Genomic DNA, 15,495 nt, shown 5'->3' with positions numbered 1-15,495 from the left:
TTAAGTTTTTTATTTCTTATGGCTTTCTTATAACAAAATTCATACAAAATGTAAACTGAAACAAAAAGGGCAAAGAATCCTTTTCGATTCTTTGCCCAGTTTCATATCTCACTTTAGTTCGATTTGAATTTTTGATTTAACTTACATCAATCCTGGTAAGAATCCCTGGAAGAGAGAAAGGATTGATACAAAAATCAGAATTGCAACACCGGCTACAAAACCACCGATACTCCATCCTCTGATTGTATCCGGTACGGAGATTCCGAAGAAACGGCTGATTGCCCAGAATCCGGAGTCGTTTGGCATGGAAAGACCAATACCACCGGCACAGATAGCAATCGCACACAGAATCGGAGATACTCCGGATGTAGCAATTGTACCAGCCATAATAGCTGCTGTTGTTGTAAGGGCTACAGTTGTAGAACCCTGTGCACAACGAATAATCTGACAGATTACGAAGCACAGTACCAGAATCGGAATACTGAATCCGGAAAGTGTTCCTGCGATATAATCTGCAATACCTGTTGCCTGAAGGATTTTACCAAAAGCACCGCCGGCACCTGTGATAAGAAGAATCAGACCAACCTGGTCAGCACCTTCTGACATAATTGTTGTAATAGATTTTGTCAGATATTTTCTGGAAACTAATGCAGCGTATAAAACACCGACCAACATAGCAAAGTTTTTGTTACCAAGGAAGGAAACAATCGGTACTTCTTTTCCTGCTGCTAACGGAACAAAACTTCCAAGCAGAATCAGGATAATCGGTACTAACAGAATAGACAGGGCTTTTAACGCTCCCATTCTTTCTTTTCCTGTTGTATCTCCCATAGATGCAGCTTCTTCATCTAAATCATCAAATGTATAAAAATGATTGTTTTTCTGGTCCTGTTTATTGATAAATCCACCATAAACAATACCACCTACAATCATACCTACAAATGCAGATACTAATGCGTAGAAGAAGAAAATACCAATTTCAATTCCAAGTTCTTCAGCAACTGCAAGTGGTGGTGCGGTTGGCAGAACCAGTGCGAATGTACATGTTGTAGCTACTGAAATTGCACATGCGAAAGTAACCATGGAAATTTTTGTTTTCTTGCATAATACTTTCAGCATCGGAGCAAACATGATATAAACTACATCTCCGAATACCGGAATACCTGTGATAAATCCTGAAATAGCAACTGCGATTGGAGATTTTTTATCACCAAATGCTTTTAAGACTTTATTTGCGATAGACTCAATACCGCCAGCCTCATACATGAATTTACCTAACATAACACCAAGACCGGTAACCATACCGATTCCACCAAGTGTACCTCCAAATCCGTCTGTAACGGTCTGGGCAATCTCACCAAGTGGCATGTTCGCAACCACACCTGTAATGTAGCCAGTGAGCAGTAATGCTACGAAAGCGTTTACCTGAAATTTGATAATGAGTAACAACAGAACTGCAATTGCAAGGATAAAGATTGCAACCAATGCCGGACCTGTTACGATTCCTCCTGAAAACATACCGTTTTCCTCCCTTTTTCTTTTTTCAATGTACCCTCAGAGCACATCTTATTTGGTTTTCGTGTGACGTGTGACGTCGTATCCATTCCATGAGTAGACTGTACCAGATTTAATACAAATAGTCAATAGGGTATTGTATATTCTGTGAGTTTTAGATAATTTTTAGATTTAATTTTTGGTATATTTTCACATAATATTTTTGTATATTTTTTGTTCGTTTTTGTTTATCTCATTTCTTTCCAATCAGATGCCGAAATACTCCGGATAGTGTTCCAGAATATTCTGGAAATTTTTTCTATAAATTCCAAGATGTCTGTCATAGAATTTTTTCAGGTCAAAATCCTCTGTGTAGCCGATTAACAGCTGATGAAAAATTTTTTCATGTTCTTTCTGAATTGCTTCCAAATCCGTTTTACTCATAATTGCATCGAGATAACGAACACGGTCATAATGGGAACTAACTCTTCTGACTGCTCTCCAGACATTACTTTTATTTCCTACCTGATAAATTAACTGATGAAATTTATTGTCTAATTTAAAAAACGCATCAATACTGTCTTCATTTTTTTCTTCCAGTACTTTTTTCTGCAAATCCAGATTTTCTTTTATTTTTTCCACATAATCCTGACTTAACGAACCTGCAAGCGTTGCAAGAATTTCCGGTTCTAAGACCGAACGCATAAAATAGCCTTCTTTTAAGGTATTAATGTTGATATAAGAAACCTTAGACCCGCTCTGCGGATACACTTCTACTAACATCTCTTCTTTTAACATAATGACTGCTTCATGTACCGGCGTCCGGCTTACATGAAAAATTTCTGCAAGTTCTGCCTCATTTAACGTTTCTCCCGGAAGCAACTGCATGGTCATAATATTATCCCGAAGCACCCGATAGGCATACTCCCTGTTATTTTCTTTTTTTCTTCGTTCACTTATCTTTAATTTCATATTTTTCTCCAAACTAATATATCACTAATATATTACTCTTTCTTGTTTTACTCTTTTATTTTACTATCAATGCACCTGTACCGTCAATTTATTTCTGTCATTTTTCCCTTTATTTTTCCTGTTTTTTTATGTTTTTGTATATTTCTTACAATTTGTTTTTTTAATTCTTGGCAAAATTTATAGTTGCATCTTTGGTTCTGTTCTGATATATTAATGGCAGATATAACTGATATATCAGTTTTTAAGTTTAATCAGAAGATGTATCCATTCCTTTTCCTCTTCTGATTTCTGATAGTCAGATTGTAAAAAGAACTAGTAAAAAGCAAAAATTAAAAGTGCTTCGTTTTTGAAGCAAAAGGAGATAAAATCATGAAAGCAATTAAAGTAATCGAACCATTCAAAGTAGAAATCGTTGACGTACCAAACCCAACTATCAAAAAAGACGATGATGTTATCGTAAGAATCACTTCCGGCGGTATCTGCGGTTCTGATATCGGAATCTGGAACGGAACAAACTCTTTAGCTACTTATCCTCGTCTGATTGGTCATGAATTTGGCGGTATCGTTACAGAAGTTGGTTCTGCTGTTACTTCTGTAAAACCTGGTGACAAAGTTGCAGTTGACCCGGTTGTAAGCTGTGGACACTGCTATGCATGCCGTATCGGAAGACACAATGTCTGCTCTACACTTGAAGTTATGGGTGTTCACAGAGACGGTGGTTTCGCTGAATTTGTTGTTGCTGATGAGAAAAACATTCATAAATTCCATAAAGACTTTGACGAATCTTTACTCGGTCTGGTTGAACCATTTACAATCGGTGTAGAAATCAACAACCGTGGACAGATTACAAAAGGCGATAAAGTCCTGATTATGGGTTCTGGTCCAATCGGTATCGCTGCAATGCAGGTTGCAAAAAGAAACGGTGCAGAAGTTATCATGACTGACCTTGTAAAAGAACGTCTGGAAAAAGCAAAATCTATGGGAGCTGATGAAACTGTATTAGTTTCTGAAGATAACTTAGAACAGCGTCTGTTAGACTTCACAGATGGAGAAGGTATTCCGGTTGTTGTTGATACTGTATGTATTCCTTCTTCCTTTGAACAGGCTGTACAGCTTGCATGCCCTGCTGGACGTATCGTCTGCATCGGTCTGAAAAACCAGCCATCTTCTATCACAATGGCTGATATCACAAAGAAAGAACTGACTATCGTAGGTTCTCGTCTGAACAACAACTGCTTCGATGAAGTTATCGCAGGATTTGAAGATGGAACTCTGCATCCAGAACAGTTAATGACAAAAGCTTACAACTACAAAGACGTTATGGACGCATTAAATATGATTAAAGAACATCCACAGGATGTATTAAAACTTGTTTTAAAATTTGAAGATTAATTAATTTTGCTACTCCCCCTTAAAGTGATATGTGCTCTCGGAAGCTTTCTGTAAAAACTCCGAGAGTACATTAATAAAACAAAACCCTCTTATGATTCTGGTGCACCATGAAAGTGGTGCACCATTTAAGACTAAGCCAAAATTTTAGTAACCCAATAATAAACTATAAAAAAAGCGAAAGGATTTTTGATTATGAAAGAAATTTATATCACCAACAAAGAATCCGGAATTTCCATGGACGAAATCTCCAAAGCAATGGACGAACTTCTCTCTCAGTATCCAAATCTCAAAAAAGTATTGATTATCCCACCTGATTTTACCCGCTGTTACTCTTACGCAGGTGAAATTTCACAGATTTTATATAAGAAGCTCGCTCCGGAAGTGGAAGTCCATGTAATGCCGGCACTTGGAACTCACATGGAAATGGACGAAGAAGAAAAGCAGAAAATGTTTGCACGTGTCATTCCGGATGAAGCATTTTTAGTACATCACTGGCAGAAAGACACCATTTCTATCGGTACGGTTCCAAAAGAAGTCATTGAAGAAATCTCTGAAGGCTTATACTCTACTGATATCGAAGTGGAAATCAATGAAAAACTGATTCACGGCGGATATGATTTAATCCTCTCTGTTGGACAGGTGGTTCCTCATGAAGTAGTTGGTATGGCAAACTACAGCAAGAATCTTTTCGTTGGAGTCGGCGGACGCCAGATGATTAACAAATCCCACATGTTAAGTGCCATCTGTGGTATGGAAAAAGCTCTCGGTGTTGCAGATTCACCGGCACGAAAAGTATTTGACTATGCACAGCAGCATTTCCTTGACGGAAAACTTCCACTGGTTTATATTCAGACTGTTACGACATTAAATGATGATGATTTGAAATTAAACGGTTTATACGTTGGTTCTTCCAGAAAACCATTTGAAAAAGCAGTGGAACTTTCCACAGAATTAAACATTGTCCATGTAGAACGCAGAGCGAAAAAATTAGTGACTTACCTTGACCCGGATGAATTAAAGACAACATGGGTTGGAAATAAAGGAATTTACCGTACCAGAATGGCAGTTGCAGATGGTGGAGACTTAATTATTCTTGCTCCTGGTGTAAAAGCCTTCGGTGAAAATGAAGAAATGGATAAGATGACTCGTAAATACGGTTATAAAGGACGTGACTACGTGCTTGATTTATTTAACAAAGGTGCATTTGACAATAAGATTATGTCTGCTGCACACTTAATTCAGGGTTCTTCCGACGGACGTTTCACTATTACTTACTGCACCAAACCGGAAAATCTCTCCAAAGAAGAAATCAACAGTGTTGGTTACGAATGGATGGATTACAATGAAGCAGCTTCTTTATACAATCCAGACACCTTAAAAGAAGGCTGGAATACTCTTGAAAATGGAGAAGAAATTTACTTCGTAAAAACTCCGGCACTTGGACTTTGGAAAGTGGATTGATTTTTATTCTAATTTTAAAAATCCTCCATATTCTCTCTCTTGAGAATATGGAGGATTTTTTAGTTTATCTTATTAAATTTCAAATAAGAATTAAGCCTGAGGACCTGCAGAAACAAGTGCTTTACCAGCTTCGTTTCCTTCGTATTTAGCAAAGTTCTTAACGAATCTGCCAGCAAGATCTTTTGCTTTTGTTTCCCATTCGGAAGCATCTGCATAAGTGTCACGTGGGTCAAGAATTCCTGTATCAACACCTTTAAGTTCTGTTGGAACTTCAAAGTCGAAGAATGGAATTTTCTTAGTCGGTACATTTAAGATATCTCCGTTGAGGATTGCATCGATGATACCACGAGTATCTTTAATGGAGATACGTTTTCCGGTACCGTTCCATCCTGTGTTAACGAGGTAAGCTTTTGCTCCGCTCTGTTCCATTTTCTTAACCAGTTCTTCTGCGTATTTTGTCGGATGTAATTCCAGGAATGCCTGTCCGAAGCAAGCAGAGAAGGTTGGTGTTGGTTCTGTGATACCACGTTCTGTACCAGCTAATTTAGCTGTGAATCCAGACAGGAAGTAGTACTGTGTCTGTTCCGGTGTCAGGATAGATACTGGAGGAAGTACTCCGAAAGCATCTGCTGACAGGAAGATTACGTTCTTAGCTGCCGGTGCAGAAGATACCGGACGAACGATGTTTTCAATGTGGTTGATTGGATAAGATACACGTGTATTTTCTGTTACACTCTTATCTGCGAAGTCGATTTTTCCATCTTTGTCCAGAGTTACGTTCTCAAGAAGAGCGTCACGTCTGATTGCATTGTAGATGTCCGGTTCAGATTCTTTATCCAGGTTGATAACTTTTGCGTAGCATCCACCTTCAAAGTTGAATACTCCGTTGTCATCCCAACCGTGTTCGTCATCACCGATTAAGAGACGTTTCGGGTCTGTAGACAGAGTTGTTTTACCTGTTCCAGAAAGACCAAAGAAGATTGCTGTGTTTTCACCATTTAAGTCTGTATTTGCAGAGCAGTGCATGGAAGCAATTCCTTTTAATGGCAGGAAGTAGTTCATCATAGAGAACATACCTTTTTTCATTTCTCCGCCGTACCATGTGTTTACGATAACCTGTTCTTTGCTTGTAATGTTGAACATTACAGCTGTTTCAGAGTTTAATCCTAATTCTTTGTAGTTTTCAACTTTTGCTTTAGATGCGTTGTAAACGATGAAGTCTGGCTCGAATACTTCCAGTTCTTCAGCTGTTGGTTTGATGAACATGTTTGTTACGAAATGTGCCTGCCAAGCTACTTCAACGATGAAACGGATAGCCATACGAGTATCTTTGTTTGCACCGCAGAATGCATCTACTACATAAAGTTTTTTGTTAGAAAGCTCTTTGATAGCGATATCTTTTACAGTATCCCAAGCTTCTTTTGTAGCTGGGTGGTTGTCGTTTTTGTACTCATCAGAAGTCCACCATACAGTGTCTTTTGAGTTTTCATCCATAACGATAAATTTGTCTTTAGGAGAACGTCCTGTGTAAACACCTGTCATAACGTTGACAGCGCCCAGTTCACTTTCCTGACCTTTATCGAATCCTTCCAGTTCCGGTTTTGTTTCTTCAGCGAATAATGTTTCGTAAGAAGGATTGTATACGATTTCTGTTGTTCCTGTAATGCCATACTTAGTTAAATTGATTTCTGCCATCTTTACACTTACTCCTTTTCTTTCTTTCCTCTAGAAGTGAATTTTCTCACTTCCCACTTAGTATTATACATGATATCCAAATAAAATCCATTAAAATTTTTATAAAATTTTTTATTTTTTCTATCTTTCACAATTATTCGACGTCAGACGTTCTTTTCTATGGTAAATTAATACAGTTTTGATAGGATAAATATCCTTTTATCTTCTTTTGTTTCCTTTATTCTCCATTTTTCAAACAGCCTTGAGCTTTTCTGTGCACTCAAAAAGGATGTCCTTTACTCTCCCAAATAAATGACATCCTTTTTTTATACCCCTTTTTTCGATATCAATATCCCTTTTTATCCCCTACAGGAGGCCTCGCTTTCCCGCTTCCATTACAGCTTCTGCTTTATTTGAGACTCCCAGCCTCTTATAAATCTGCTGCGTATGGTATTTTACGTTACTCACCGACATATTTAACCGTTCTGCGATTTTCTCTTTGGAAAGACCATCTGCCTGAAGCTTCAGAATTTCCAGCATTGCATCACTTAACGTAACGCTCTCGATTCCCGCCTTCAAATATCCCGGATAATAGCGGGTCATTTTTTCCGTTTCTTCCAAAACCTGTTTCCAGAACTGCCGGTTCTTTTTTTCCCCTTCTTTTGATTCTACCCTCGAAGGTTCCCATCTGCTTTGCGTAAGCAATGGGCGGATTGCAGCTCCCTCACGTGTAATAATTCGCACAAAATGATATTCCTCTGCCATTTTTAATCCTTCACACAGAGTCTCATCCCACCGTTCATCCCCAACACGGTACTGTACAATCGCTATCAATAATTTCACTTCGATTTTGATATAAGTGCGTTTCATTACTGTTGCATAGTACTCACATTTTAAAAGCAGATTGTACGCCTGTTCATTTCTCCCATTTTGCAGATACACACGTACTTTTGTCAGATAATGAAATCTGTCATAAATTGAAAACTCCTGTTCTTCATCCGGTGCTTTCTTCATCCATTTCTCAATCTCTGCTTTTTTCTGGCTGTAGAGCGCACATCGTATAATAAAGGTTTCAATATTTGGAAGCAGGCGTTCTGCTTCTTCTTTTTCTGCTTTTTTATAGAACCGTTTTAACAGTTCTTCTGCCTCTGATACCTTTCCTGTAATAATATGCAGCCATGCCAGCATGCCGTCTGCCACAAAGCATTGTTCTAATTTTCCTCCGGTCTCTGCCTGCATTCTCCCTTTATTGGCTAAGGAAGCGACCTCATAGTTGTCCTCACCCTTCTCAAAAAAGCTTTCTGAAAGAGCCAGATTTACCATACCCTTTCCATATTTTCCAAGGATAAATTCAACCAGTTTTCCAATGCCTTTTGCCAGTTCTCTGTCTCTCTTGCTCCACTCACAGAAGTCCTTTCCGCCATTCATCTGAGATGCCTGATTACTGGTGACAGAAAATTCCTGGAGACTGACCTGCTTATCCAAGATTAACAGATGTGCCTTTTTCAGAATTTCTACCATATTCTCACTGCCTCTGTGCGGAAGCCCGATTTCCAGATACAGTAATTCACTTCTCGCCCTACGCCGCTCCCTTCCGGAATGTTCCTTTGCATACTGTTCCAATTCCTGATACCAGTGTTCACTCTCTTCTATATCCAATAAAAGTGACTGAAGCATGCTCATTCCCATCATAAGCTCCGGACTGGTACGGATTTTTTCGTCTGAAAGCTTCAGGTAATATTTTTTCAGCTGATAATAATAACCATTATTTGGTGCAGTTCTCGCATTTTCTATCAGCAAAGACGCAATCCGCTCTTTCTCCCCTGCTTTTTGATACATCTCAAGCGCACGAATTGGTTCTTTATTTAGCTGATAATACAAGCCTGCATTTTCATAAAGGGCATGAATCTGCTCTTTATTATACTTTCGTTTCAGACGTCTGCGCATACTGATACACATTTCCCGACGAAATTCATACACAACTTCGTCTTTTTCTGTTCTTTCCATCATAAAGTTTCCGAGCCATTTTACCCTGCTTAAAATTGATTCTACATTATTTATCCCCGTAATCATCTCTGCCAGATGTGCTGTAAAACAATCTACAATCGAAACTTCCATTAAAAATTCCTGTATTCGGATATCCCAGTTGTCATAGACATGCCAGTCAAGATAATCCCACATCTGGGATAACCCCCTGTCAATCAGCTCTGAAAATAATTTATCCGAAAAATACTCGCCCTCTTTTAGTCCCTCACGAAGCTGAATCTGCTTATATATATCCCATGTAATATACCAGCCAAGCGGAACCCCCAAACAGTAATTTCTACTTACCTTGCGCTGTTCCGGCGTCAACAGTATCTTTGTATATTCTATGTATTGATTTTCCTGAGCTTCATCAAACAATAATTCAGACTCTTCTATCACATAAAAGACTTCGCGGTAACGGACAGCAGCAAGCCACGGTGGTACGGCACATCTCCCCGATAAAATCAGCCATATATCTTCCCGTTCAATCAACGAAATAATTGCTTCTTTGATATCATCACATTCTTCCTCCATTGCCAAATCATGCAGGTTATCAATTACCACAATCTTTCGTTTTTCAGATTCTGCAATCCCCTCCAGTTCTTCTGCGCTTACCCTTCCAGCGTCAAACATCTGATATTTTTTCTGTTTTAAATAACGGACAATCAGTTCTGTCTTGCCAATACCGCTCACTCCGTAAATATAAGCAGTTATATTTTCTTCTTCGGCAGCCTTCAAACGCCTGAGTGCCCGTTTTGGTCGGATATAACATATTTTGTCCTTTTCTGTCAATGATTCACCCCGCTTTCTTTTACCTTTATATACATAGAATTATAGCAATTTTCGACATCTTTGTATACTAACCAAATGGCTAGTATTTTCAAAAAATGCAGATTATTTGAACGCAGATAATCATTCCCCTGCTTCAAGTGCGCAAAGCACTAAGCAGCGGGTGAGGGGGGATGCTTATGTCCGCTTTACTTACATGAAGCTCTGTGTTACCTGAAATTTCTGCACGGATGTTTTTGTCAAAAAATTTTACATAAATTTTTCATTTCTGCGCCTGCATACTTTACAAATGATTTCTAAAATAACAGTAACGAAACAGAAAAAGAATTTTTTTATTTTTATTCATTAATTTAGAAACGGGGGATGACACATGTATCAGAAATTATGGAACTTTACAAAAAAACATACCAGGAAAACGCACACCGCTTTTCTTTTTCTCTTCACTCTTATTACCGGATGGAGCATTGTCGGACTTGTTATTGGCACACTTTTATGCCTGACAACTGCTATGAGCCTTCCGGTTCAACTCACCGTACTTTTATGCACCACCGGATATGCCGGACTGATTCCCGGATTCTTTTCCGGAATCTTCTTTCTTTACAAACTGAATCTGAAACGTCCTGCCGGATTAACGTATCATTCTGATTCAGAGGAGCGCACAATAAAGCTGCTATAAAAGTGAATTCTTTTTGTTACCGCAACCGTAGGATAATCCCATTCTCCATTTTTTTAACTATGGTAAAATAGATGCCCCATGCAATAAATGCCAAAAAGAGAATCAACAACCCCTCTCCAGCATTGTTGATTCTCTTTCTTTCATGCCTAAACTTAAAGCCTAGAAAAAACGCACATTATTTATTTCACTCATCTAACTCAAAAATCTTATTATTTACTAGTTCATATTTGCCGCCATCCATATTTTTACGAACAAACGGCACTCCTTTTCTTACATAAAACACATTCTCTTCAATCAAAGCATCTGGATTCTCGGAAGGACTAATGGTGCCTCCTAAATCGTCAAAGCTTTCATTTTTGCGGAAGGTATTGTGAATTGCCTCCTGCAAACAGAACATCACGCAGCCGCCTTCATTTTGTCTACTGTAATTATATTCATAGACTGTGCCATCCCCTGAATCTGCATCGTATGCCATGCCATCCTGGTTCAGTCTTGTGTCAGCGACTTCGTTATAGCGGAAGAGTGCATCTTTGCACTTCCAAGGCCAGATTCCTGCTGCTACCTTTCCTGCTTTATCTCCCGGATTACAATAAATCCGATCATTCATCTCACACGCAATCGAATCTGCTATATTATGCTCTACCAGCGGACGCAGCGCATACATTGCTGTAATTCCGTCTCCTCCTGCTGCTTTCACATAATTATCGCAAATCTTCATATTTTCATGTCCATACTTCAAGAACGTTTCTTCGTCAAGCTCTGCCCCCTGAAACTTTTCATGTGCATACGTGTAGCCTACTGCAATCCCCCAACGGCTCACCTGATACACAAAACAGCCTTCAACGGTAACATCCTGATAACGTGCCACACCCGTAGTCTCTTCACATTTTGGACGAAGCGCTGTCATGTAAATTCCACCATTATTCATGTGTTTATCATACACATTGCCATGCACATCATGAATCAGCAGATTACGCAGCGTAATTCCGTGTCGCACTCCTTTATCTTTTGCCACAACCGCAACTCCGGTACGATTCATCTTGTCTCCAAGTGAATACTGCTCTCCAATAATCTCACTCGCCTCATTTGTAATTTCCAGGTCTTCGACAATGATATATTCTACATCATATAGCAAGACTGCGGACGATACATATCCATGATAAACATGTGTCGGTGCATCCAATGGATTTCCATAATCCTGATACCAGATCCCCTGTCCGCACGCTTCGATCCGCGGTGGTTCTCCATCGCCGTATGCCCCAATCACAATCGGTGCTTCCTTCGTTCCACTATCGGTAATCTGAAGATACTGCCCATAAAATACGCTGTCACGCTCCAGCAACACACAGTCTCCCGGTTTGAGGCTGCTATGATTGATTGCAAAAAGACTGGCAAATGCTGTTTCGCAACTCAATCCGTCGTTCGAATCATTTCCCCTCTTCGAACTCACGTAATACGTCTTCGATAAGCTTGTCATACGCATCCTCCCGTAACCGTTTTTCAATAATCTGTGCGACTTCTTCATAAGTAAAAAAATCCCCATGATAGCGTCCGAACAAATCCATATTTTGTTCGTAAAACGCTCTCTTTTCTGTTTCTGTAAAATCTGGGCATAATCCGGTTTTGCGAACTGCCTCACTTGGCTGCACGAAATCTAATTTCAGGCGGGTCAGCTCATACTGCAGGTAGGCCGGAGCTGAAAAATAACGCGGTCCATAGAACTTTTTATTCTCTTGCTCCAGTTTTTTCAGCATCCTATTATGCGCCTGCCGCCTTGCCTCGAATCCTTCCATAGAAGGTGTTTCCAATAATCCAAGTTTGTGTGCCAAAAGGAAGGCTCCCTGCGCCTTCCTTAAACACTCCTGTTTGATACAATAACTCTGTCGCATTATTTTACCGCTCCTGTAATTCCATTTGCAAAACTCTTCTGTAAGCATAAGAAGATCACTGCTGTTGGAAGTGTACAAATTAATACGCCAAGCATCAACATACCATAGTCAACGCTGTAACCACTCTTTAAGTTTGCTACAAGCATTGGCATTGTGATTGCTTTGCTGTCCTGTAAAATAACAGTTGGCCATAAGTAGTTATTCCAGGCACTCATGAAAGTTACTGTCATGGCTGCTCCATAAGTAGATTTCATAACCGGAATAAACATTTTGAAGAAAATCTGAACTTCACTTAACCCTTCCAGTCTCGCTGCTTCGATAATATCATGCGGAAATGAACGCGCCGCCTGACGAAACAGCATAATCATGAATGGAGTAGAGATTGACGGAAGTGCAAGCGCAATCCAGGTATTTACCAATCCCCATGAAGTAAACATTTTAAATAATGGAATCATAATTGCTACGAACGGAAGCATCATCGCAAGCAGCAAAATGCTCATTAAAATATCTTTGCCTTTATCATGGTAGATTTCGAAGCCGTATCCGGCAATGGAGCACACAAGTAATGCTACAAATGTAATGATAATTGCATTACGGAATGAGTTAAACATCGCAAGTTTCAGATTCTGCATCCCAACTAAGGTTTTAAAGTTTTCTACCAGATAACCACCTGGAATCAAACGTCCTCTTACCACATCAATACTTGTATTGGTTGCTCCACAGAGCATGTAATACAACGGAAATGCAGATAAAAAGCTTGCAAGAATTAAAATAATGTATGAAATTACTTTTTTTGTCTTAGTCACGTTTGTCACCTACTTTCATCTGAATCGCAGACAGGATTGCCACCATTATAAGAATAAATACAGATAATGCCGCTGCATAGTTAAATTTCGGTGTCTCTACAAAGGAAATATTGTAAATATAATGTGCCAGTGTCATTGTTGACTTACCTGGGCCACCGCCTGTCAAGTTCATAGATTCATCAAATAACTGTAATGTTCCGGATGTTGACATAATTGCAGTCATAAGAATCGTTGGTTTCAAAAGTGGAACCGTAATCTTTATAAACTGCTTGAACGGAGTCGCTCCATCAATATAACTTGCTTCATATACAGAGTAATCAATATTCTGTAAACCGGCAAGATAGAATACCATGTTGTAACCGGTCCATCTCCAAATCAAAGCGATTATGATTACCCAACGTGCCGGCCATGTACTCTGGAACCAATCCACCGGAGCACCACCAATAGAAGTAAGCACTCGGTTTACGACTCCATCCGGAGCAAATAAGGATTTGAAAATCATAGAATAAGATACCAGTGAAGTCGCACATGGAAGGAAAATCAACGTACGGAAAATTCCTTTTCCTTTGATATGTGGACTATTTAAAAGCTGTGCCAGTCCCAATGCTAAGACAAGCATGATCGGAACTTGAATGATAAAATAAAAGATTGTGTTAAATAAACATTGCTGAAACGTTTTATCCTGAAGGATTCTGGCATAGTTTGAAATCCCAGTAAATTCCCCGTTTGTTTTTCTAAAGGAAAGCAGGATTGCCTGCGCCATCGGATAAAAACAAAATACAAAGATTAAAAGTGCTGCCGGAATGAGAAATGCCCATCCCGTAAGATTATGCCGTTTTTCTAAACCTATTTTTTTCATGTTTTTCTCCTAAAATAGAGCCGGGAACGCAAGTTGCACTCCCGGCACGTCCTATTTCACTCTTTAATGATTACTCATTAATATTAAATTCTACAGTATCCTGAGCGTTCTTAATTTCGCTGTCAATGTCTGCACCATTCTGAACTACATTTGTGATTGCATCTGTTAATGCACTTCTGATGTCAGAGTAGTATGCACCGTAATCGATTCCCGGAACCTGTCCTGCGAACTCTACGATATCTTTATATACAGTCTGTCCGCCGTAGAAGTCAGATGCTTCATTATAAACTTCAGAATCAGCTGCCGGTAAGTAACTAGCGATTGCTCCAGCGTTTGGAAGCAGGTCATCATATAATTCTACACTTCCTGCAAATGTTGATTTGAGGAAATCAAATGCAAGGTCTGTGTTTTTACAGTTAGAAGATACTGCCCAGCTTGCTCCACCACAGTTTGCGTAGTTTGTAGCACCTTCGATACCATCTAATTTTGGCATATCAACGATTGCCCAGTTTCCGGACTGTTCTTCTGCTGCCTGAATAGAAGACATGATCCAGCATCCCTGAATAACACCAGCTGCAGTGCCTTTGTTCATAGAAGCGATGTACTGATCCCAGTCAGTGTAATCTACCATAATTTTTTCATCGATTAACTGTTTGTAAATTTCGATGGATTTTTTCAGTGCTTCATTTCCAACTAAGTCAACTTTACCGTCTACCATTGGAGAAGCGCCTGCAGACTGAAGCATTTCGATTACAATTTCAGATCCGCCTGAACTTGTAAGCATCGGAACGTTGTTTTTCTCAACTACTTTTTTCGCTTTTTCGATAAAATCAGACCATGTTGTATCTTTGAAATCATCTACTGTAAGACCAGCTGCTTCAACCATATCTTTACGGATTGCCATGATTGTAGCACCGTTGTCAAATGGAACACCGTAGTTCTTTCCATCTACTGTAGAGTCTGCTAATTTACCAGCAGAGAACTGTGAGAAATCAACACCAGAATCTGTTAACTCTGTAAAGATTCCCGGATAGTTTGCTACGTTTTTGTGGAAGGAATAATCCTGCATTAAGAAGATGTCCGGTAATGTGCTGTAATCATCTGCTTCTGCTGCTGTGATTAAAGCGGTTTCAATATCAGAGTATACTTTTTCCTGAATATCCAGTTTGAAATCCGGATGATCTTTCTGGTACATTTTTTCTGCCTGTTCCATTGCATACACGTTGAAGTTCGGATCCCAACACCATACGGTAAGTGTCTCTTCCTGTGCTGCAGCAGTATCATCTTTTTTTGCTTCGCTCTTGTCTTCTGCTTTTCCACCACATCCTGCAAGCACAGATGCTGCCATTGTTGCTACTAAAAACATTCCCAATACTTTCTTTTTCATTGCTATGATCCTCCTTAGATTAAAAATATTCTTTTATAAAATATGAAACGCTACCCCGCATTCCATAAGTT

12 protein-coding genes are annotated in these 15,495 nt (G+C 39.3%); 3 read left to right on the top strand and 9 right to left on the bottom strand.

Features of this window, described 5'->3' with window-relative positions; genetic code table 11:
• Positions 1-141 precede the first annotated feature (141 nt).
• Both ACYQ2D_RS13670 and ACYQ2D_RS13665 read right to left on the bottom strand, forming a co-directional pair.
• Positions 142-1,518 (bottom strand): GntP family permease, encoded by a 1,377-nt coding sequence (locus ACYQ2D_RS13670; protein WP_459785823.1) that lies wholly within the window; start codon positions 1,516-1,518, stop codon positions 142-144.
• A gap of 243 nt (positions 1,519-1,761) precedes the next feature.
• Entirely contained in the window at positions 1,762-2,466 is a 705-nt protein-coding gene (locus ACYQ2D_RS13665) for a GntR family transcriptional regulator (protein WP_459785822.1), read from the bottom strand.
• A gap of 369 nt (positions 2,467-2,835) precedes the next feature.
• On the opposite strand from ACYQ2D_RS13665, the gene ACYQ2D_RS13660 reads away from it, so the two are divergent.
• Both ACYQ2D_RS13660 and ACYQ2D_RS13655 read left to right on the top strand, forming a co-directional pair.
• Positions 2,836-3,858 (top strand): zinc-binding alcohol dehydrogenase family protein, encoded by a 1,023-nt coding sequence (locus tag ACYQ2D_RS13660; RefSeq protein WP_022303239.1) that lies wholly within the window; start codon positions 2,836-2,838, stop codon positions 3,856-3,858.
• A 192-nt stretch (positions 3,859-4,050) separates the two neighbouring features.
• A complete protein-coding gene (locus ACYQ2D_RS13655) occupies positions 4,051-5,319 on the top strand; it encodes a nickel-dependent putative hexonate epimerase (protein ID WP_459785821.1) in 1,269 nt (422 codons plus the stop codon).
• Positions 5,320-5,409: 90 nt separating this feature from the next.
• Here ACYQ2D_RS13655 and pckA read toward each other — a convergent pair whose 3' ends face one another.
• Together pckA and ACYQ2D_RS13645 are read right to left on the bottom strand one after the other, a co-directional pair.
• Entirely contained in the window at positions 5,410-7,014 is a 1,605-nt protein-coding gene (gene pckA, locus ACYQ2D_RS13650) for a phosphoenolpyruvate carboxykinase (ATP) (protein ID WP_117456797.1), read from the bottom strand.
• Positions 7,015-7,359: 345 nt separating this feature from the next.
• Entirely contained in the window at positions 7,360-9,810 is a 2,451-nt protein-coding gene (locus ACYQ2D_RS13645) for a LuxR C-terminal-related transcriptional regulator (protein WP_459785819.1), read from the bottom strand.
• Between the two features lie 367 nt (positions 9,811-10,177).
• On the opposite strand from ACYQ2D_RS13645, the gene ACYQ2D_RS13640 reads away from it, so the two are divergent.
• Positions 10,178-10,483 carry a hypothetical protein gene (locus ACYQ2D_RS13640; RefSeq protein WP_459785818.1) on the top strand — a complete coding sequence of 102 codons (306 nt, stop codon included), beginning with the start codon at positions 10,178-10,180 and terminating at the stop codon, positions 10,481-10,483.
• A gap of 184 nt (positions 10,484-10,667) precedes the next feature.
• On the opposite strand, the gene ACYQ2D_RS13635 is transcribed toward ACYQ2D_RS13640, so the two are convergent.
• The 5 genes from ACYQ2D_RS13635 to ACYQ2D_RS13615 all read right to left on the bottom strand — a co-directional run bounded on the left by ACYQ2D_RS13635 (position 10,668) and on the right by ACYQ2D_RS13615 (position 15,424).
• Positions 10,668-11,960, bottom strand: coding sequence for a right-handed parallel beta-helix repeat-containing protein (locus ACYQ2D_RS13635; RefSeq protein WP_459785817.1), 1,293 nt, complete (start codon positions 11,958-11,960; stop codon positions 10,668-10,670).
• On the bottom strand, positions 11,911-12,372 hold the full coding sequence (locus tag ACYQ2D_RS13630) for a hypothetical protein (RefSeq protein ID WP_459785816.1): 462 nt from the start codon (positions 12,370-12,372) through the stop codon (positions 11,911-11,913). The genes ACYQ2D_RS13635 and ACYQ2D_RS13630 overlap by 50 nt, the downstream gene beginning before the upstream one ends.
• On the bottom strand, positions 12,372-13,178 hold the full coding sequence (locus ACYQ2D_RS13625; protein WP_330600344.1) for a carbohydrate ABC transporter permease: 807 nt from the start codon (positions 13,176-13,178) through the stop codon (positions 12,372-12,374). The genes ACYQ2D_RS13630 and ACYQ2D_RS13625 overlap by 1 nt, the downstream gene beginning before the upstream one ends.
• Positions 13,171-14,037, bottom strand: a complete 867-nt coding sequence (locus ACYQ2D_RS13620) for a carbohydrate ABC transporter permease (protein ID WP_117456801.1) — start codon at positions 14,035-14,037, stop codon at positions 13,171-13,173. The genes ACYQ2D_RS13625 and ACYQ2D_RS13620 overlap by 8 nt, the downstream gene beginning before the upstream one ends.
• Before the next feature lie 70 nt (positions 14,038-14,107).
• Entirely contained in the window at positions 14,108-15,424 is a 1,317-nt protein-coding gene (locus tag ACYQ2D_RS13615) for an ABC transporter substrate-binding protein (RefSeq protein WP_459785814.1), read from the bottom strand.
• Positions 15,425-15,495 lie beyond the last annotated feature (71 nt).

It is taken from the genome of Blautia stercoris (assembly GCF_054657695.1).
The sequence above is the reverse complement of the archived record's forward strand: the minus strand, read 5'-3'. Positions and strand labels throughout refer to the sequence as shown.